General features: G+C 69.9%; 19 protein-coding genes and 1 tRNA gene. 11 read left to right on the plus strand and 9 right to left on the minus strand.

The genetic code is table 11. From position 1 onward, the window contains the following. Window positions 1-37: 37 nt before the first annotated feature. Entirely contained in the window at window positions 38-1,600 is a 1,563-nt protein-coding gene (locus L2Z93_RS03170; RefSeq protein WP_090589098.1) for a carboxyl transferase domain-containing protein, read from the minus strand. Window positions 1,601-1,626: 26 nt separating this feature from the next. Between L2Z93_RS03170 and L2Z93_RS03175 the strand changes: the two genes are divergently transcribed. Both L2Z93_RS03175 and L2Z93_RS03180 read left to right on the plus strand, forming a co-directional pair. Further along, a complete protein-coding gene (locus L2Z93_RS03175) occupies window positions 1,627-2,364 on the plus strand; it encodes an enoyl-CoA hydratase (RefSeq protein ID WP_090589099.1) in 738 nt (245 codons plus the stop codon). 2 nt (window positions 2,365-2,366) lie between these two features. After that, window positions 2,367-3,473 (plus strand): MBL fold metallo-hydrolase, encoded by a 1,107-nt coding sequence (locus L2Z93_RS03180; RefSeq protein WP_090589100.1) that lies wholly within the window; start codon window positions 2,367-2,369, stop codon window positions 3,471-3,473. On the opposite strand, the gene L2Z93_RS03185 is transcribed toward L2Z93_RS03180, so the two are convergent. Then, window positions 3,470-3,904: a hypothetical protein gene (locus L2Z93_RS03185; RefSeq protein WP_090589101.1), complete on the minus strand. Its 435-nt coding sequence runs from the start codon at window positions 3,902-3,904 to the stop codon at window positions 3,470-3,472. The two genes, L2Z93_RS03180 and L2Z93_RS03185, sit on opposite strands and share 4 nt — an antisense overlap. A gap of 137 nt (window positions 3,905-4,041) precedes the next feature. Between L2Z93_RS03185 and L2Z93_RS03190 the strand changes: the two genes are divergently transcribed. From L2Z93_RS03190 to L2Z93_RS03200, 3 genes are all read left to right on the plus strand, one after another. Further along, window positions 4,042-6,447 carry a cation-translocating P-type ATPase gene (locus L2Z93_RS03190; protein WP_090589102.1) on the plus strand — a complete coding sequence of 802 codons (2,406 nt, stop codon included), beginning with the start codon at window positions 4,042-4,044 and terminating at the stop codon, window positions 6,445-6,447. 46 nt (window positions 6,448-6,493) lie between these two features. Beyond that, a complete protein-coding gene (locus L2Z93_RS03195) occupies window positions 6,494-6,709 on the plus strand; it encodes an antitoxin (protein ID WP_090589103.1) in 216 nt (71 codons plus the stop codon). A gap of 74 nt (window positions 6,710-6,783) precedes the next feature. Then, window positions 6,784-7,215 carry a type II toxin-antitoxin system Rv0910 family toxin gene (locus L2Z93_RS03200; RefSeq protein ID WP_090589104.1) on the plus strand — a complete coding sequence of 144 codons (432 nt, stop codon included), beginning with the start codon at window positions 6,784-6,786 and terminating at the stop codon, window positions 7,213-7,215. A gap of 761 nt (window positions 7,216-7,976) precedes the next feature. Here the strand turns inward: L2Z93_RS03200 and L2Z93_RS03205 are convergent. Beyond that, window positions 7,977-9,086 carry a GAF domain-containing sensor histidine kinase gene (locus L2Z93_RS03205; RefSeq protein ID WP_090589105.1) on the minus strand — a complete coding sequence of 370 codons (1,110 nt, stop codon included), beginning with the start codon at window positions 9,084-9,086 and terminating at the stop codon, window positions 7,977-7,979. Further along, window positions 9,079-9,729, minus strand: a complete 651-nt coding sequence (locus L2Z93_RS03210) for a response regulator transcription factor (RefSeq protein ID WP_090589106.1) — start codon at window positions 9,727-9,729, stop codon at window positions 9,079-9,081. Before L2Z93_RS03210 ends, L2Z93_RS03205 begins: the two co-directional genes overlap by 8 nt. A 281-nt stretch (window positions 9,730-10,010) precedes the next feature. On the opposite strand from L2Z93_RS03210, the gene L2Z93_RS03215 reads away from it, so the two are divergent. Further along, window positions 10,011-10,400, plus strand: coding sequence for a phage holin family protein (locus L2Z93_RS03215; RefSeq protein WP_090589107.1), 390 nt, complete (start codon window positions 10,011-10,013; stop codon window positions 10,398-10,400). A 76-nt stretch (window positions 10,401-10,476) separates the two neighbouring features. Next, entirely contained in the window at window positions 10,477-10,896 is a 420-nt protein-coding gene (locus L2Z93_RS03220) for a hypothetical protein (RefSeq protein ID WP_090589108.1), read from the plus strand. Between the two features lie 95 nt (window positions 10,897-10,991). Here L2Z93_RS03220 and L2Z93_RS03230 read toward each other — a convergent pair whose 3' ends face one another. Then, window positions 10,992-12,539, minus strand: a complete 1,548-nt coding sequence (locus L2Z93_RS03230; protein ID WP_090589109.1) for a PTS transporter subunit EIIC — start codon at window positions 12,537-12,539, stop codon at window positions 10,992-10,994. A 71-nt stretch (window positions 12,540-12,610) separates the two neighbouring features. Between L2Z93_RS03230 and L2Z93_RS03235 the strand changes: the two genes are divergently transcribed. Genes L2Z93_RS03235 through nagA form a run of 3 tightly spaced genes read left to right on the plus strand, consistent with a single transcriptional unit; the run spans window position 12,611 to window position 15,012 of the window. Next, entirely contained in the window at window positions 12,611-13,069 is a 459-nt protein-coding gene (locus tag L2Z93_RS03235; RefSeq protein WP_090589110.1) for a PTS sugar transporter subunit IIA, read from the plus strand. After that, window positions 13,069-13,854 carry a glucosamine-6-phosphate deaminase gene (nagB, locus tag L2Z93_RS03240; RefSeq protein WP_090589111.1) on the plus strand — a complete coding sequence of 262 codons (786 nt, stop codon included), beginning with the start codon at window positions 13,069-13,071 and terminating at the stop codon, window positions 13,852-13,854. The genes L2Z93_RS03235 and nagB overlap by 1 nt, the downstream gene beginning before the upstream one ends. Continuing rightward, window positions 13,855-15,012 carry an N-acetylglucosamine-6-phosphate deacetylase gene (gene nagA / locus L2Z93_RS03245; RefSeq protein WP_090589112.1) on the plus strand — a complete coding sequence of 386 codons (1,158 nt, stop codon included), beginning with the start codon at window positions 13,855-13,857 and terminating at the stop codon, window positions 15,010-15,012. On the opposite strand, the gene L2Z93_RS03250 is transcribed toward nagA, so the two are convergent. Together L2Z93_RS03250 and L2Z93_RS03255 are read right to left on the minus strand one after the other, a co-directional pair. Then, complete coding sequence (locus L2Z93_RS03250; protein ID WP_090589113.1) at window positions 15,009-15,287, minus strand: hypothetical protein; 279 nt, start codon at window positions 15,285-15,287, stop codon at window positions 15,009-15,011. The two genes, nagA and L2Z93_RS03250, sit on opposite strands and share 4 nt — an antisense overlap. A 356-nt stretch (window positions 15,288-15,643) precedes the next feature. Further along, window positions 15,644-15,716, minus strand: a tRNA-Arg gene (locus L2Z93_RS03255). 76 nt (window positions 15,717-15,792) lie between these two features. Between L2Z93_RS03255 and L2Z93_RS03260 the strand changes: the two genes are divergently transcribed. Continuing rightward, window positions 15,793-17,685 (plus strand): CocE/NonD family hydrolase, encoded by a 1,893-nt coding sequence (locus tag L2Z93_RS03260; protein ID WP_090589114.1) that lies wholly within the window; start codon window positions 15,793-15,795, stop codon window positions 17,683-17,685. Here L2Z93_RS03260 and L2Z93_RS03265 read toward each other — a convergent pair. Both L2Z93_RS03265 and L2Z93_RS03270 read right to left on the minus strand, forming a co-directional pair. After that, window positions 17,682-17,810, minus strand: coding sequence for a DUF3349 domain-containing protein (locus L2Z93_RS03265; RefSeq protein ID WP_109395660.1), 129 nt, complete (start codon window positions 17,808-17,810; stop codon window positions 17,682-17,684). The two genes, L2Z93_RS03260 and L2Z93_RS03265, sit on opposite strands and share 4 nt — an antisense overlap. A 106-nt stretch (window positions 17,811-17,916) precedes the next feature. Further along, the gene (locus L2Z93_RS03270; protein ID WP_090589115.1) at window positions 17,917-18,195 is read right to left on the minus strand and encodes a hypothetical protein; all 279 of its coding nucleotides are present in this window, start codon (window positions 18,193-18,195) and stop codon (window positions 17,917-17,919) included. Between the last annotated feature and the right edge of the window lie 27 nt (window positions 18,196-18,222).

An 18,222-nucleotide genomic window follows, 5' to 3' on the forward strand; every position in this document is an offset into this window, starting at 1 on the left:
GCGCATGGCACTATTTTTCACGGACTCCGGCGTCCCGCTACAGCCCGATCCGGCGGTACTTGGCCAGCCGGGCGGTCATCCGTCGCGACGACGGCTGGTCGCGGACCGCGGCGACCTCCGCGGCGATGGCCCCGGCCAGCCGGGCGATGAACGCCTCGGGTTCGGCGGCGGCGTCCGGGCACTCCGGCACCACCACGTCGACGATGCCGCTGCGCCGCAGCGCGATCGACGAGATGCCCTGGGCGTCGGCCAGTTCGGGCGCGTGCGCGGTGTCGCGGAACACGATCGCGCTCGCTCCTTCCGGCGGAAGCGGCGCCAGCCAGCCGTTGCGGGCGGCCAGCACCCGATCGGCGGGGACCATGGCCAGCGCCGGGCCGCCGGAGCCCTGGCCCATCAGCACCGACACCGTCGGCACATCGAGGGTGACCAGATCGGCCAGGCAGCGGGCAATCTCCCCGGCGAGCCCGCCCTCCTCGGCTTCCTGGGACAGCGCGGGCCCGGCGGTGTCGATGACCAGCACCAGCGGCAACGCCAAACCGTCGGCGAGCGCCATGCCGCGACGGGCTTCGCGCAGCGCGGCCGGGCCCGTCATCGCCCCGGCCACCCGCCGCTGCCCCAGCAGCACCACCGGTTGACCGCCGAAACGGGCCAGCGCCAGCACCGTCGTGCCGGACTCGCCGCGCCCCGTCCCGGACAACAGCACCGACCCGTCGGCGCCGTCGCGCAGCAGGTCGTCGACCCCGGGACGGTCGGGACGACGGGAGGCGAGTACGGAGTCCCACGCGGGTGACGGAGTGAGCGCGGAGCTTGCGGAGCGCGGAGCGGAGGAGCCCGCGAAATCAGCACCCGCGGGCGACGGATCAACGGGCTCGTCGAACTCAGGGGGAGCGGAGGCGCCCGACGGCGGGGCCATCACCGTCAGCGTCCGGTCCAGTGCGACGCGCACCGCCGCGGGCGGCAGCACCGCGTCGATCACCCCGTGCGCGCACAGGTTCTCCGCGGTCTGCACCCCGGCCGGGAACTCCCGGCCGTACAGCTGGGAGTAGACCCGCGGGCCCAGGAAACCGATCAGCGCGCCCGGCGCGGCGACGGTGACGTGGCCCAGCGAACCCCAGGAGGCGAACACCCCGCCGGTGGTCGGATGGCGCAGATACACCAGATACGGCAGGTGGGCCGCCTTGTGCGCGGTCACCGCCGCGGTGATCTTGACCATCTGCAGGAACGCGACCGTGCCCTCCTGCATCCGGGTGCCACCGGAGGCGGGGGAGGCCAGCAGCGGCAGACCGAGCTCGGTCGCGCGGGTGATGGCGTCGGTGATCCGCTCCGCGGCGGCCACCCCGATCGAGCCGGCCAGGAAATCGAACTCGCTGGCCAGCACCGCCACCGGCCGGCCGAACACCGTCCCGTACCCGGTCAGCACGGACTCGTCGACCCCGGTCGCCGCGCGGGCGTCGGCCAACTCGCGGGCGTACTCCGGGCCCGCGGGCACCGGGTACGGCGCACCGTCCCAGCTGACGAACGAACCCGGATCCAGCACCACGTCGAGCAGCTCCCGGGCGCTGATCCGGGTGGGCGTCGGCAAACCTGGCCGCAACGTCATATCCAAAGGTTAGTTACGCTCCGCCCATGATCGGAGTGAACTTGGACGGCAATGTCCTCACCATCGAAATGCAGCGCGAGCAACGGCGGAACGCGCTCAATTGCGAACTCGTGGACGCACTGCGCGAGACCATCGAGGAGGCGGGCGCCAACCCCGACGTGCACGTCGTGGTGCTCACCGGCGCCGGTTCGGTGTTCAGCTCCGGCGCCGATCTGACCGACGCCGCCGGGATGGCCGAGAAGCTGCCGGACAAGGCGCTGGCGCTGAACCTGGCCATCGACCAGTCCCGGTTGCCGGTGATCGGCGCGCTCAACGGGCCGGCGATCGGCGCCGGCCTGATCCTGGCCATGATCTGCGACCTGCGGGTGGCGGTCCCGGAGACCTTCTTCCAGTTCCCGATCGCCAAATACGGTCTGGCCCTGGATAACTGGAGCATTCGTCGGCTTACCTCGCTGGTGGGCGCCGGCCGGGCCCGGGCCATGCTGCTGGGCGCCGAGCGGCTCTCGGTCGAGACCGCGCTGCAGACCGGCCTGGTCAACCGGATGGGCACGCTGGCCGACGCGCAGGCCTGGGCCGCCGAACTCGCCGGTTACGCCCCGCTGTCGCTGCAGCACTCCAAGCGCGTGCTCAACGACGACGGCGCCTACGACGTCACCCCCGATCAGCACAAGCAGATGTTCGATAAGGCGTGGGCCAGCAAGGACGTCATCGAGGCCCAGGTGGCGCGGTTCGAGAAGCGCGCCCCGAAGTTCATCGGCGGCTGAACATGCTGGGGCAAGCGATTCGGTTGGCCGGTGGCACCGCGGCGATGGTGTCCGGCGGTTGGGTGATGCACGCCCTGCACGGTGTGCCCAAATCACTGGGCGCCAGCCCGATGCAGATCCACCGCGTCGCCAAGGACTCGCCCAACTACCGCGACGGGGTGTTCCACAACACCGAGCCGTCGGTGATGCTCAGCATCGACCGGGCCCAGATGTGGAAGGTCGCCCACGACATGTTCGGCGGCACCGGGCAGCGGCCGGCCGGCGAGATCCCGGTCGTCGTGCCGGACATCTGCTCGCCGGCCGCCGACCTGGCCGCCACCTGGATGGGCCACTCCTCGGTGCTCATCGAGGTCGACGGCTACCGGGTGCTGGCCGACCCGGTGTGGAGTCAGCGCTGCTCGCCCTCGCAGGTCGTCGGCCCCGCCCGGCTGCACCCGACGCCGTTGCCGCTGAGCTCGCTGCCGGCCATCGACGCGGTGATCATCAGCCACGACCACTATGACCACCTCGACACCGAAACCATCGTCGAACTGGGCCGCGGTCAGAACGCGCTGTTCTACGTTCCGCTCGGCATCGGCCAGCACCTGCGCCGGTGGGGCATCCCGGACGCCCGGATCACCGAGCTGGACTGGGGCGAGCGCGCCCGGCTCGCCGAATTGGAGCTCGTCTGCACCCCGGCCCGGCACTTCTCCGGCCGCAGCCTGAGCCGCGACCACACGCTGTGGTCGTCCTGGGCGGTGCTCGGGCCGCGGCACCGGGTTTTCTTCGGCGGCGACACCGGCTACACCAAGGCGTTCGCCGACGTCGGTGACGAGCTCGGCCCGTTCGACCTGACCCTGATGCCCGTCGGGGCCTATCACCCCAGTTGGCCGGACATCCACATGAACCCGGAGGAGGCGGTCCGCGCGCACCGCGACGTCTCCGACTCCGGGCTGCTGGTGCCGATCCACTGGGCCACCTTCCGGCTGGCCCCGCACGCCTGGTCCGAGCCGGTCGAGCGGATGCTCAGCGCCGCCGCGGAGACCGGGGTCGCCACCGCGACGCCGCGCCCCGGGCAGCGGGTGGCGCAGCTCGGAGACGCGGCCGACGCGTGGTGGCGGGAGCTTTAGCTCGTATAACTGCCGACGGCCATCCCGACGCCGTTCCACGGTTTGAGCACCTGGACGTTCACCAGTCCGCTGCCGGCGTCGACCACGAAGGAGCCGTCCCACGCGGCGGGCACGCTGCCCGACGTCGCGTTGGTCAAGTTCTGCCAGTTCAGCACCCGGTCGTCGATGCCCCAGTACTGATCCGTCGTGACGCACGGCGCGGCGGGACCGGCCAGGCCGCCCTTCACGCAGTCCGCGCGGACGTTGAGCACGCCGGCGTCGTCCACCCAACCGGAGTAGTGCGCGTTGGGGAACGGCAGCGGGTCCCGGAGCATCGGCGTGCTCACCCAGCCCTCCAGCGCGATGGGACCGGCCGCCGACGCGGTGGGCGGGACGCACCACGGGGCGATCAGCAGAGCGGACGCGGTGATGGTTCGTGCGATTTTCGTCATGGCTTTCCTCACAGCCTGTCGGGGGCACATCCTCTGTTCGTCCTGCCCTTCCGTCTTACGTGAAATCGGGGGCTCCCGCCGTTTCCGCTGGCGTCGCGCCCGGCACGCCGGCGCGGGCAGCGGTTAGAGTTCCTGCTGTGACGACCCCCGCCGTGACGTCGGCCGCCGGCCTCACCGACGCCCAGGTGGCCGAGCGCATCGCCGACGGCCGCACCAACGACGTCCCCACCCGCGCCGCGCGCAGTGTCTCCGAGATCATCCGCGCCAACGTGTTCACCCGGATCAACGCGATACTGGGTGTGCTGTTTCTGATCGTGCTGTCCACCGGCTCACTGATCAACGGCATGTTCGGGCTGCTGATCATCGCCAACAGCGGCATCGGCATCATCCAGGAACTGCGCGCCAAGAAGACCCTGGACAACCTGGCCATCGTCGGCCAGGCCCGGCCCACCGTCCGGCGGGCGTCCGGGACCAAGGAACTGCCGCCCAACGAGGTGGTGCTCGACGACGTCATCGAACTCGGGCCCGGCGATCAGATCGTCGTCGACGGCGAGGTGCTGGAGGCGGCCAACCTGGAGGTCGACGAGGCGCTGCTGACCGGCGAGGCCGACCCGATCGACAAGACCGTCGGCGCCGCGGTGATGTCCGGCAGCTTCGTGGTCGCCGGCTCCGGCGCGTACCGCGCCACCAAGGTCGGCCGGGAGGCCTACGCGGCGAAGCTCGCCGAAGAGGCCAGCAAGTTCACCCTGGTGAAATCCGAGCTGCGCAGCGGCATCAACCAGATCCTGCGGTTCATCACCTACCTGCTGTGGCCGGCCGGGCTGCTGACCATCTACACCCAGCTGTTCACCACCGGAGCGGACTGGCGCGAAGCGGTGCTGCGGATGGTCGGCGCGCTGGTGCCGATGGTGCCCGAGGGCCTGGTGCTGATGACCTCCATCGCGTTCGCGGTCGGCGTCATCCGGCTGGGGCAGCGCCAGTGCCTGGTCAACGAACTGCCGGCCATCGAGGGCCTGGCCCGCGTCGACGTGGTGTGCGCCGACAAGACCGGCACCCTGACCGAGAACGGGATGCGGCTGCACGAGGTCACCTGGCTCGACGACCGCGCCGGCGACCAAACCAACCCGGAGATCGCGCTGGCCGCGCTCGCCGCCGCCGACTCCCGGCCCAACGCCAGCATGCAGGCCATCGCCGAGGCCTACCCCGAGGCCCCGGGGTGGACCGAAACCGCCTCGGCCCCTTTCAAATCCGCCACGAAGTGGAGCGGAAGCTCGTTCGGCGCCGACGGCAACTGGGTGATCGGCGCCCCCGACGTGCTCACCGACCAGGACTCGCCGGTCGCCGAGCGCGCCGAAACCGTTGGCGCGCAGGGTCTCCGCGTGCTGCTGCTGGGCCAGTCCGACCGCAGCGTCGACGCGCCCGACGCGCCCGGCGACGTCACCCCGGTCGCGCTGGTGGTGCTGGAGCAGAAGGTCCGGCCCGACGCCAAGGCCACCCTGGACTACTTCGCCAGCCAGAACGTCACCGTCAAGGTGATCTCCGGCGACAACGCGGTGTCCGTCGGCGCGGTCGCGGGATCCCTTGGGCTGCACGGCGAAACCCTCGACGCCCGCAAGCTGCCGTCCGACCAGGAGCCGCTGGCCGAGGTGCTGGAGGAGTACACCACCTTCGGCCGGGTCCGCCCCGATCAGAAGCGGGCGATGGTCGGTGCGCTGCAGTCCCGCGACCACACAGTCGCGATGACCGGCGACGGTGTCAACGACGTGCTGGCGCTCAAGGACGCCGACATCGGCGTCGCGATGGGCTCCGGCAGCCCGGCGTCACGCGCGGTGGCCCAGATCGTGTTGCTGGACAACAAGTTCGCCACCCTGCCTTATGTGGTGGGCGAGGGCCGGCGGGTGATCGGCAATATCGAGCGGGTCTCGAACCTGTTTTTGACCAAGACCGTGTACTCGGTGCTGCTGGCCATGCTGGTCGGTGTGGTCGGCCTCGGCGCCGAACTGTTCGGCGCCGACCCGATGCTCTTCCCGTTCCAGCCGATCCACGTCACCATCGCCGCCTGGTTCACCATCGGAATCCCAGCGTTCGTGCTGTCACTGGCTCCCAACAATGAACGTGCGCACACCGGTTTCGTGCGCCGGGTGATGACCGCCGCGCTGCCGTCGGGCCTGGTGGTGGGCATCGCGACGTTCGTCAGCTACGTGCTCGCCAACCCGGGGATGTCCGCGCCAGCCGAGTTGCAGGCGCAGGCCTCGACCGCGGCGTTCGTCACGCTGCTGATCAGCGCGTGGTGGGTGCTGGCCACGGTGGCCCGCCCGTACGAGTGGTGGCGGGTGCTGTTGGTGGCCACCTCGGCGTTGGCCTACGCGGTGATTTTTTCCATCCCGCTGGCCCGCGAGACCTTCCTGCTGGACCCGTCGAACGCGCCGATGATGCTGACGGCGGTGGGAATCGGGCTGGTCGCGGCGGTGGCCATCGAGGGTCTGTGGTGGGCCCAGGGCCGGATCCTCGGCGAGCCGAGACGCTTGTGGCGGGAGCGCTGAGCGCTCACAATTGCCGGGCAAGGTCAACCGTTTGAGAGGGGAACAGATGTCATTCATCGACAAGGCCAAGGAGACCATCGCGGCCAACGCCGACAAGGCCAAGGAAGTCATCAGCGCCAACGCCGACAAGGTGGAGGCCGCGATCGATAAGGTCGGCGACAAGATCGACGAGAAGACCGACGGCAAGTTCGCCTCCGCGGTCGACAAGGCGCAGGAAGCCGCCAAGAGCGCCGCCGACAAGCTCAAGGGCGACAAGCCCTGACAGCCCGCGCGGTCCGCAGCTGAACGGGCGGCCTGACCCACACCCGGGTCGGGCCGCCTGCCAGAATCAGGGGTATGGCGAAGCTTTCTGTCTCCGTTGATCTCCCGCTGACACCCGAGCAGGCATGGGAGGCTGCCTCGGATCTGTCGCGCTATTCCGACTGGCTCTCGATCCACCGGGTGTGGCGCAGCGCGCTGCCGGAGAAGCTGGAAAAGGGCACCGTCATCTCGTCCATCGTCGAGGTGAAGGGCATGCCGAACCTGGTCAAGTGGACCATCGTGAGCTACAAGCCTCCGCAGTCGATGACCCTCAACGGCGACGGCAAGGGTGGGGTGAAGATCAAGCTGATCGGCCGGGTGGTCCCCACCGGGGACGGCTCCACCTTCACCCTCGACATCCACCTCGGCGGCCCGGCGCTGTTCGGCCCGATCGGCATGATCGTCGCCGGCGCCCTCAAGGGCGACATTCGCCAGTCCCTGGACCAGTTCAAGGCGATCTACGCTTAGGCGGTATGAGGAGGCTGGGGCCTCGCACATGTGAACGTGGGTTGCCGTCAGGGCGTGTTACGTAGGTGGCTGGTGATGCTGTGGCGTGACGGACGGACGTCATGTTCGCCCCGAGGGTTGCGTCCCGGGTCGATCCTGCCGTGAGCGTGCACTGAGGGTCGGTTTTGGCGGGCGAGCGTGCACTGCCGGTCACATTCCGTCGTGAGCGTGCACTGACGGTCAGTGTTTCGTTGGCGAGCGTGCACTGAGGGTCGGTTTTGGCGGGCGAGCGTGCACTGACGGTCAGATTCCGCGGCGAGCGTGCACTGAGGGTCGGTTTTGGCCGCGAGCGTGCACTGAGGTCCGTGGATTCGCGCCAGCGTGCACTCACGTTCGCGTTTCCCCAGGTGAGGGCGAACGCCACTGCACGCTCGTGACGCAGAAGTGGGCCTGGCTGCACGCTCGCGGCCAAAACCGACCGTGGATGCACGCTCGCGGCCAAAACCGACCGTGGATGCACGCTCGCGGCCAAAACCGACCGTGGATGCACGCTCGCCGCCGAAACCGACGGTGGATGCACGCTCGCTGCCGAAACTGACCGTGGATGCACGCTCACGCTGCCGAAGCGACTGAGAGCGCACGCTCACCCCGGGAACACGGACCAGACTTCGCCTTCGCGGCGAAGATCCGACCCCTGACCTCTCCTCGCGGCAGGCCGCTCGTCGAGTCAGGGCAGGGCTGATTCCGCCCTGACCTCTCCTCGCGGCAGGCCGCTCGTCGAGTCAGGGCAGGGGCACGCTCCACTCGAGGCGGGTGCCGCCGCCGGGGTCGGCCCCGACGGACAGGACGCCGCCGCACTCGTCGGCCCGGCTGGCCAGGTTCGCCAGCCCACTGCGGGTGGTGCACGCCGGGATGCCGTGGCCGTTGTCGATCACCGTCACCCGCAGGTTGTCGTCGACGACGACGTTGACGACAACCGTCGTCGCGTCGGCGTGGCGCACCACATTGGCCACCGCCTCGCGCACCACCGCCTCGGCGTGGTCGGCCAGCGACGCGTCGACCACCGACAGCGGCCCGGTGAAGTGCAGCGTCGCGCGCACCGGCGAGTGGTCGGTCATCTGGTTGACGGCTTGCTCCAGGCGCTGGCGCAGCCGGGTCACCTGGCCGCCGTGCAGGTCGAAAATGGTGGTGCGGATCTCTTGCACCACGTCCTGCAGATCATCGAGGGCGACCGAGATCCGGTCGCGTTGTTGCTCGTACCCCGCGCCGAGGGCGCCCTGCAGGGACAGCCCGACGGCGAACAACCGCTGGATGACGTGATCGTGCAGGTCGCGGGCGATCCGGTCGCGCTCGGAGAGCACGTCGAGTTCCCGGGTGCGCCGGTACAGCCGGGCATTGTTGATCGCGATGCCGGCCGCCGCCGCCAGCGCCACCACCAGCACCTCGTCGTCGGCGGTGAACAGCTTGCCGTCGGCCTTCTCGGTCAGGTACAGGTTGCCGTAGACCTCGTCGCGGATCCGGATCGGGACACCGAGAAAGGTTCTCATCGGCGGGTGGTGCGGCGGGAAACCCACCGAGGCGGGATGCTCGGCGACGTCGGGGATCCGAACCGGCTCCGGCTCGTCGAGCAGCACCCCGAGCACACCGCGGCCCTGCGGCAGCGGACCGATCTTGTCGGCGGTGGCCCGATCGATGCCCTGATGGATGAACCGCTCCAGCAGGTCAGCCGACGGCCCGATCACGCCGAGCGCCCCGTACCGGGCCCCGACCAGCCGCATCGCGGTGTCCACGATGGTGGTCAGAGTTTCTTCCAGGTCCAGGTTGGTGGTGACGGCCAGCATCGCGTCGATCAGGCCGTCGCGAACCAGGCCGGTGGCCTCCGGCTCAGCCATGGTCGCGGGGCAGCAACTCCGCGGCGAGCAGCGCGGCCTGGGTGCGGCGGTGCAGCCCGAGCTTGGCCAGCAGCCGGGAGACGTAATTTTTCACCGTCTTCTCGGCCAGGAACATCCGCTCACCGATTTCCCGGTTGGTCAGGCCCTCGCCGAGCAGTTCCAGCAGGGTGCGCTCGGTGGGGGACAGGTCGCGCAGCCGGTCGTCCTCGGCCTCGGCGCTGTCGTCACGGCGCAGCTTGGACATCAGCGCGGCGGCGGCGCGGTTGTCCAGCAGGGACTTTCCGGCGCCGACCGCCTTGATCGCCTGGGACAGCTCCATGCCGCGGATGTCCTTGACGACGAATCCGCTGGCCCCGGCCAGGATGGCCTGCAGCATGGATTCCTCGTCGGTGTAGGACGTCAGGATCAGGCAGCGCAGGTCGTCGTGGGCGGCCAGCAGGTCGCGGCACAGGTCGATCCCGTTGCCGTCGGGCAGGCGCACATCAAGCACCGCGACGTTCGGGTGCGCCGCGGGGATGCGGGCTTTGGCCTCGGCGACCGACCCCGCTTCGCCCACCACCTGCAACTCTGGGTCGCCGTCGAGCAGATCGACCAAGCCGCGTCGCACCACCTCGTGGTCGTCGACCAGGAACACCGTGATCACGGTTACACCCTAGCGATCGGGGACCGTTTGGGGACTTTGGCGCGCGTATCGGGGACGTTCGCCGGTATTTCAGGGCTGCTCAGGCTGGCAATGTCAGGGGTGGCAGACCGCCGGCGACGGTGACCCGGACTCCGCGGGGGAGGTCCCGGTGGCGCTGGTTGCGGCGGTCTGCCGATTCCTCGCCTGGTGATCCGGCGGCGGCGCAGTTGCCACCGCGCTATGACGCCGGCGGCCGCCGCGCTTAGACGCCGGCGGGCGGTGCGGGGTTTACGCTGGCGGCTGTGATCAGACTGCTGGTGAACTTCCTCATCTTCCTCGGCTCGTCAGCCATCGGCCTGCTGGTCGCCTGGCTGATCCTGCGTCCGGAGTTGTCCGTGCGGCCGTCGGGCTTCATCACCGCGGTATTGATCCTGGCGGTGGCGCAGGCGGTGCTCGCGCCGTTCTTCGCCAAGATGGCCAGCCGGTACGCCGGCGCGTTCCTGGGTGGGGTGGGGTTGCTGTCCACGCTGGCCGCGCTGCTGCTCGCGACCCTGCTGACCGGTTCGGGCGGCTTGAACATCTCCGGGGTCGGCACCTGGATCGCCGCGACGGTGATCGTCTGGCTGGCGACCGCGCTGGCATCGGTGGCGCTGCCGGTGCTGCTGGTCAAGAAGAAGGCCGGCGCGCAGTAGCGGTCGGCGGTGACTAGGTCTGCCCGTGGTGAGACTGCGCGCTTCCATCCCCCTGTCGCGCCGATAAGGTCGGATCGTGATTCGTCTCAATCCCGGGTGGCTGGTCGTGGCGTGCGCGACCGTGCTGGCGGCCAGCTGCTGGCTGCCGTGGCTGGTGAGCGGCGAATTCGGCCGGGTCAGCGCGATCGGCGGCACCGGCGGTGGGATGACCGTGGCGCCCGGCTTCGGGATCGGGCAGACCATTGCGTTGCTGGCTTCGGCGTTGCTGGTGGCCGGCGCGATGACGGCGCGCGGACTGCTGCGGATCGTCGCCGCGTCGGCGGCGCTGGGGCTGGGCGTGCTGCTCAACGTCCTGATCTGGCGGTATCACCACCTGGGTGTCGGCGGTGAGGTCAGCGCCGGTTTCGGTTTCCACATTGCCGCGGGCGCGGCGGGTGTCGCGGCGGCGCTGTCGGTGTGGGCGCTGGTCGAGGCGATCATTGCGCGCCGCGCCTGATTCGGCATCCGTACCGAAATGGGGTGGCTGCGGCCCGCGGTGTGGATAGTCCAATCCGCGCCTGGCGCACACCCCATTTCGGCACAGCTCGGCCGCTACATCACCTCAAGAATGTCGTTCTTCAGCGCTTCCGAGCGGGTGCCGAACACCGCCTGCATGCTGTTGCCGACTTGAATCACCCCGGCCGCGCCGAGTTCCTTGAGCCGGGCCTGGTCGACCAGGGCGGTGTCGGCGACCTCCATCCGCAGCCGGGTGATGCAGGCGTCCACGTTGACCAGGTTCCCGCGGCCGCCGAACGCGGCGATGAGTTGCTCGGGGAAGCTGTCCGGTGGCCCGGCGGCCGTGGCAGCAGCCGCGACCACGGTGTCGTCGGAGGCGTTGGCGGCCTGCTCGGCGTCGAATTCCCGCTCCGGCTCGCGGCCCGGGGTGCGCATATTCCACCGGACGATCACGAATCGGAACAGCGCGTAGTAGACGACGAAAGCGACGACGCCCATCACCAGCAGCAGCGGGATGTTCTTGGCGGCCGGCGCGTTGCCCCACAGCAGCAGGTCGATCAACCCGGCCGAGAACGAGAAGCCCAAGTGGATGTCGAGGAGGTAGGCGATGGCCAACGACGCCCCGGTGAGCAGGGCGTGGACGCAGTACAGCGGGAACGCCACGAACATGAACGCGAACTCCAGCGGCTCGGTCACACCGGTGAGGAACGCGGTCAGTCCGGCGGCCGACAGGATGCCCAGGGCAACCTTGCGCTGCTTCTTGTTGGCGACGTGAATCATCGCCAGCGCGGCGGCCGGCAGACCGAACATCAGGATCGGGTAGAAGCCCGCGGTCAGGTGTCCGCCGGTCGGATCGCCGGCGGCGAAGCGGGTCAGCTCGCCGGTGACGACTTCCCCGTCGGGGGTCTGGTAGTCGCCGTAGATGAACCACACGTAGGAGTTGACGATGTGGTGCAGGCCGATCGGGATCAGCAGCCGGTTGACCACGCCGTAGACGAACGCGCCGAACGCGCCGGCGCCGGCGATGAACTCACCGAGCGCGGTCAGGCCGGCGTTGAACAGCGGGTAGGCGTAGCTCATCGCGAACGCCAGCACCAGGCAGGTCACCGCAACGACGATCGGCACGAATCGCCGGCCGCCGAAAAAGCCGAGATACGAAGGCAGTTCGATGTTGTGGTAGCGGTCGAACAACCACGCGGTGACCAGGCCGACGACGATGCCGGTCAGCACGCTGTAGTTGATCTGGGCCTGCTCGCCGCTCTTGTCGAGCACCCCGTCGAGCACCACCGGGGACATCGTCTTGAACACCGCGTCCATCACCAGATATCCGACGACGGCGGCCAGCGCGGTGGATCCGTCGGCCTTGCGCGCGAACCCGATCGCCACGCCGACGGCGAACAGCAGCGCCAGGTTGGTGAACAGCGCGCCGCCGGCGGCGCTCATCGCGACGAAGAACGGTCCGATCACCGGAATGTCGATCCGGCCCAGCAGGTCGTCCTGCCCGAGCCGCAGCAGCAGACCGGCCGCGGGCAGCACCGCGATCGGGAGCATCAGGCTCTTGCCGAGGCGTTGCATCTGGGCGAACCCAGGAACGCGCAGTCGTGACTTTCCGGGGCCGGCGGAGGCCGGGGTCGATACGCTCATTTCGGGGAGCTTAGGCAGCGATCAGCCGGGCCGCCCGCCGAACTGACGAAGACTGTGAAGGAGTGCCGCCAATGACCAGCATCCAGATTCTAGCCCCGGTGCCGGGAGTCGCCGTGGCGCTGGCCGACGTCCCGGATCCGGTGTTCTCCCAGGGCATGGTCGGCTGGGGCGCCGCGGTCAACCCGCCGCCGGGGCCGGTCGACGCGGTGGCGCCGGTCGGCGGCAAACTGTTCAAGCTGATGCCGCACGCCTATGTGGTGATGACTCCGGACGGGGTCGGCGTGCTCACCCACCTCGGGCTGGACACCGTGAAGCTCAACGGCGAAGGCTTCATCGCGTTGGCCGCCGAGGGCGACGAGGTGGCTGCCGGCCAGCCGCTGATGGTCTACGACGTGCCCGCCGTGACGGCCGCCGGGTACAACCCGATCGCCCTGGTTGTGGTGATGGACGAGCGTGACCCGAACAGCGTCACCGGAGTCGCCAGCGGTGAAATTGACGGCGGCGGTGTCCTTTTCACCGTGAGCCGCTGATGGAAGTCATTGTCGAATCCGGCGCCCACGCCATCGCGGTCCGGGTCGCCGACGCGGTGTGCGAGCTGTTGCGCCGCAAACCCGACGCGGTGCTCGGGCTGGCCACCGGCGGGTCGCCACTGCCCAGTTACGACGAACTGGCCGAGCGCTGCGCCGCCGGGCTGGTGTCGTTCGCCCGTGCGCGCGGGTTCACCCTCGATGAGTACGTCGGCCTGCCGCCGGGGCATCCGGAGAGCTACCGGGCCGTGATCGACCGCGAGTTCGTTTCCCGGGTGGACTTCGGGCCCGGCGCGGTGGCCGCCCCGGACGGGTCCGCGCCCGACATCCCGGCCGCCTGCCGCGCCTACGACGACGCGATCAGCGCCGCCGGCGGAGTCGATCTGCAGATCCTGGGCATCGGGGCCGACGGGCACATCGCGTTCAACGAGCCCGGTTCGTCGTTGTCCTCGCGGACCCGGATCAAATCGCTGACCCGGCAGACCCGCGTCGACAACTCCCGGTTCTTCGGCGGCGACGTGGACGCGGTGCCCGCGCACTGCCTGACCCAGGGGCTCGGCACCATCAGCGAGGCCCGCCACATCATCCTGGTCGCCACCGGCGCGAACAAGGCCGAAGCGGTGCGCCAACTCGTGGAAGGCCCGATCAGCGCCCGCTGGCCGGCCACCGTCTTGCAGCTGCACCAACACGTGACGGTGCTGGTCGACGAGGCTGCCGCGACGGGCCTGGAACTGCTGGACTACTACCGCGAGACGTTGCGGCTCAAGCCCGACTGGCAGGGCATCTAGGTGCTGCTGACCGCCGAGACGGTGCTCACCGGCTGGGAACTGTTGCGGCCCGGCTGGATTGAGATCGACGGCGAGCAGATCCTGGGCGTTGGCGCCGGCACGCCGCCGCGGCGCGCCGAACCCGCTCGCGACCTCGGCGCGGTGACCGTGGTGCCCGGGTTCGTCGACACCCACGTGCACGGCGGCGGGGGAGCGTCGTTCGCGGCGGAGGGCGGCGCGGACACCGCCGACGAGTCCGTCGTCGCCGCGGCGCAGTTCCACCTGCGCCACGGCACCACCACGCTGGTCGCGTCGCTGGTGACCGCGACGCCGGCGGACCTGCTGGAGCAGACCGCCCGGCTGGCCCGGCTGACCCGGGCGGGCGTGATCGCCGGTGTCCACCTGGAGGGCCCCTGGCTGTCGGCGGCGCGGTGCGGCGCGCACGATCCCCAGTTGCTGCGCGACCCGGACCCCGCCGAACTGGACCGGGTGCTCGACGCCAGCGGCGGCGCGGTTCGGATGGTCACCCTGGCGCCGGAGCGCCGGGGCGCGCTGGAAGCGATCCGGCGGGTCGTCGCTGGCGGCGCGGTGGCGGCCGTCGGGCACACCGACGCCGACTACGCCCAGACCCGGGCGGCCGTCGACGCCGGCGCGACGGTGGCCACCCACCTGTTCAACGCGATGCGCCCGATCCATCATCGCGAGCCGGGGCCGGTGGTGGCGCTGCTGGAGGACCCGCGGGTGACCGTCGAGGTGATCGGCGACGGGGTGCACGTGCACCCGGCGCTGTACCGGCAGGTCTGCGCGGTGGCCGGGGGGAACCGGGTGTCGCTGATGACCGACGCGATGTCGGCGGCCGGGATGCCCGACGGGTCCTACCGGCTGGGCGCCCTGGACGTGCGGGTCAGCGGCGAGGTGGCCCGGCTGGCCGGGACCGACACCATCGCCGGCAGCACCGCCACCATGGACGCGGTGTTCCGGTTCGCCGTCGAGAACGCCGGTCTGCCCCGCGACGACGCGCTGCTGCAGGCGGTGCGGCAGTCCTCAATCAACCCCGCCCGGGCACTCGGACTGCCTGACGGCGGTCTGAGTGCCCGGGCGGTGGCTGATCTCGTGGTGCTGGACCCGCGGTTACGGGTCAGCGCCGTGATGCGCTCCGGACGCTGGGTCTCCGGTTAGAAGTTCGAGCGACCGGACGACGGCGAGGAGTCCTTGTTCGGGTTCGTCGGCTTGAAGTAGTCGTTGCGGTAGTTGTACCGCTGCCGCTGGCTCCTCGGGGTCAGCTGTTGGTTGTTCGCGCTCACCGGCGGGGTCCACTGCGGCTGGGTGGTCGCGGAGTTGGGGCCCGGCGCCGGCTGGTCGAATCCGGTGTCGGCCGCAGCGGTGACAGGCAGTGAGATGGCCAGCACCGCGGCGGAAGCGCCGGCGATGAACGCGGTCTTGATGTTCGTCATGGTGTGAGCACTCCCTTGTGTTCAGGTGGGCCAGTCGGCTGCCGCAGATGCGGCAACGCTGTGGAAGGCAGGTCCACCTGGTGTTGCTGGGAAGGTGGCCTTTCGGGTTGTCTCCCTCAGGTTTCCCTTCCTACGGGTCTTGCAACGACAGCTGGTCTGACAACATTCCCGAAGCTACAGCGTTCGGCGGTTCCGATCACTGGAATATCGACGAAGATGGTGTGACGATCCTGCGACAACGATGACGAATTTGCTACGTGACGTGGCAAAAGGCGGTTTTGCGACGTCGCGTTGCGGCCGAGCGCCTACAGATTAAGCGCTGGCAGGGCCGCTCGCGCGGCAATTGAAACGCGGAGTGCCCCCGGCAGGATTCGAACCTGCGACACCGGCTTTAGGAGAGCCGTGCTCTATCCCCTGAGCTACGGGGGCAGTCGGCCACGTTCGGCGGGTGCGAGTGTATCGCGGATGGTTCCCCGAACTCCGAGTACCGCATACCATCGGCCGGGTGCACCCGGAGACCACACGCCCCGCAGCAGATCGGCCCGACCCCGGCGCCCGATTCGACATCGGACCCGAGATCTACCCGAAGACGCACCTGGACAGCACGGTCGTCATCCCGATGTCCGACGGGATCATGCTGTGCGCCGACCTGTTCCGCCCCGCCGACGACGCCGGAGCCCCGGTCGCCGAGCCACTGCCGACCGTCGTGCAGTTCACCGCCTACAACCGGGTCGTGCACCGCACGGTCGGGCGGTTGGCCCCGATGCTGGCACGCGTCGCCGACTGGGTCGCGCCCTCGGACCGGAGCCGGTTCCAGCGCCGCGACCTGCTGCACGGCCCGGCCAGCGGGATCGCCGACGTGTGGAGCCAAAACCGCGCGCTGCTGGCCCGCGGCTACGCCGTCGTCGTGGTGGATGTGCGGGGCGCCGGAACCTCGACCGGCGAGTGGGACTTCTTCAGCCCGCGTGAGCAGCAGGATTACCGGGAAGCGCTGGAGTGGATCGGGGCGCAGCCGTGGTGCGACGGGCGGTTGGGGACCACCGGCATCTCCTACGCCGGGATCGCCGGGCTGCTGGCCGGCGCGCAACGGCCCAAGGGTTTGGACGCGGTCTTCGCCAGCATGGCCGGCGAGGACGCGCCGCGTGAGCTGGGACTGACCGGCGGGGTGATCACCCCGCTGATGGGGGTGTGGCTGGCCGCGGTCAACTTCGCCAAGTGGGCGCCTTCGCCGCGCACCCTGTTCGTCAATGGGCTCTGGCCCAAGTATCTGACCGACCGCATCAGCCACCCGGCGAGTTGGCTGGGCCGGGCCATCAAGATTCTGGGCGTCGACGGCCACCCCGACGGCTACCTCAATGACCAGTGGGCGCAGCGCACCCCGGAGCTGGAGAATATCCGGTGCGCGACGCTCATCCACGCCGGCTGGCACGACGTCTACAACCGCTCCACCTTCGCCATGTACGACCGGATCCCGACGCCACCGGGACGCAAGCAGGTCGTCGTCGACGAGGGCTACCACCTCAGCGCCGGCGCCGGGTTCGGCGAGCCGGGCGGCCCGCCACGGCTCGATGAACTGCAGTGCGCCTGGTTCGACCGCTGGCTGCGCGACATCGACAATGGCGTCGACGGCTACGGCCCGATCACGCTGCGCCGGCAGGGCAACGGCTGGCTCACCCAGCCGCAGTTCCCCGACCCCGCCGCCGAGGTGCGCCGGCTGTACCTGCACGCGGCGCCCAGCGGGTCGGCCGGCCACGCCGCGCTGGACGCGTCCCTGCGCGAAGACCCGCCGACCGAGCGGTCGGTGCTGGGGTTGCCGGCCGCCCGGAGCAGCTTCGCCTCCAACAACACGGCCATCATCACCACCGGGTTGAGTGTGCTGTTCGGTCCGGACTTCTTCGCCGACGAACGCCGCGCCGAGGCCGGCGCGGTGACGTTCAGCACCGAACCGTTCGACCACGACGTGGTGATCTCCGGACCGATGAATCTGCGGTTGCGGGCGGTGGCCGGTGGCGCCGACGCGTTCTGGTCGGTCACCGTCAGCGACGTGGAACCGACCGGGACGTCGGTGGCGCTGACCCGCGGCGCGCTGCTGTCCTCGCGCCGGGCGGTGAACGAGAAGGCCAGCACCTATGTGGACGGGCAGCTGCTGTTCCCGATCCACAGCCTGCGCGCCGAGGACGCGCACCCGTTGACCCCGGGTCAGCCGTTCGACATCGACATCGAGATCAACCCGACCGACGCGGTGCTGCGGTGCGGACACCGGCTGCGGGTGGCCGTCGCCGCGGGCAGCTTTCCACGGCACTACCTGCCGCGATGGCTCAAGAATCGGGTGCGTGGCCAGAGCGTGCTGATCGACCCGGCGAACCCGGGTCACCTGACATTTCTGTCAGTTCCTTAGTTCGGGAGCCTGAAGGCGCGGTGCCGGTCGCCGAGGGCCAGCAGGGGAAGATAACCGTGCCGCGGGGCTTCGGGCGGGTAGCCCGTCCGCACCCAAGTGACTGCCTTGTTGACGATATCGATCATGGCAACGTCCTCGGTCAGCTGTGTCTCGTGACAACAGTTTACCTCGTGTTTGGCCAGGATTCACTTTGGCGCGCCCGGTGACCTGCGCAAATGCGCAAGCGCCGGCTCAGAGCATGAACATCCCGTCGCCCCACGGGAACATGCCCATGCCGCCCATGGCGCCGGTCGGCGGGATGTAGGCCGGGTGGCTGGTGATCTCGGCGTTGCCCGGGGACTCGCAAACCGTGGTGCCGCCGCCCTCGATGCCGCCCGCGCCCTGATCGGTCTCCACACAGGCCGGGTTCAGGCCCGGCTCCGCGGCGGCGGCCGGGCTCAGGGTCAGAGCCACCGCTGCGCCGCCGGCGACCAGGAACCCCGAAATCAGTCCAGCTCGCTTGTTCGTCATGCTTCGTCCTCCCAGACAGTCAGTCGG

It is taken from the genome of Mycolicibacterium brumae, from assembly GCF_025215495.1.
GTDB classification, from domain to species: Bacteria; Actinomycetota; Actinomycetes; order Mycobacteriales; family Mycobacteriaceae; genus Mycobacterium; species Mycobacterium brumae.

Coding starts and splice junctions, on each gene's coding strand:
- L2Z93_RS03185 (WP_090589101.1), bottom strand. CDS start 3,904: ATGACGAAAATCGCACGAACCATCACCGCGTCCGCTCTGCTGATCGCC.
- L2Z93_RS03175 (WP_090589099.1), top strand. CDS start 1,627: ATGATCGGAGTGAACTTGGACGGCAATGTCCTCACCATCGAAATGCAG.
- L2Z93_RS03180 (WP_090589100.1), top strand. CDS start 2,367: ATGCTGGGGCAAGCGATTCGGTTGGCCGGTGGCACCGCGGCGATGGTG.
- L2Z93_RS03205 (WP_090589105.1), bottom strand. CDS start 9,086: ATGGCTGAGCCGGAGGCCACCGGCCTGGTTCGCGACGGCCTGATCGAC.
- L2Z93_RS03200 (WP_090589104.1), top strand. CDS start 6,784: ATGGCGAAGCTTTCTGTCTCCGTTGATCTCCCGCTGACACCCGAGCAG.
- nagB (WP_090589111.1), top strand. CDS start 13,069: ATGGAAGTCATTGTCGAATCCGGCGCCCACGCCATCGCGGTCCGGGTC.
- L2Z93_RS03230 (WP_090589109.1), bottom strand. CDS start 12,539: ATGAGCGTATCGACCCCGGCCTCCGCCGGCCCCGGAAAGTCACGACTG.
- L2Z93_RS03235 (WP_090589110.1), top strand. CDS start 12,611: ATGACCAGCATCCAGATTCTAGCCCCGGTGCCGGGAGTCGCCGTGGCG.
- L2Z93_RS03250 (WP_090589113.1), bottom strand. CDS start 15,287: ATGACGAACATCAAGACCGCGTTCATCGCCGGCGCTTCCGCCGCGGTG.
- L2Z93_RS03195 (WP_090589103.1), top strand. CDS start 6,494: ATGTCATTCATCGACAAGGCCAAGGAGACCATCGCGGCCAACGCCGAC.
- L2Z93_RS03170 (WP_090589098.1), bottom strand. CDS start 1,600: ATGACGTTGCGGCCAGGTTTGCCGACGCCCACCCGGATCAGCGCCCGG.
- L2Z93_RS03270 (WP_090589115.1), bottom strand. CDS start 18,195: ATGACGAACAAGCGAGCTGGACTGATTTCGGGGTTCCTGGTCGCCGGC.
- L2Z93_RS03265 (WP_109395660.1), bottom strand. CDS start 17,810: ATGATCGATATCGTCAACAAGGCAGTCACTTGGGTGCGGACGGGCTAC.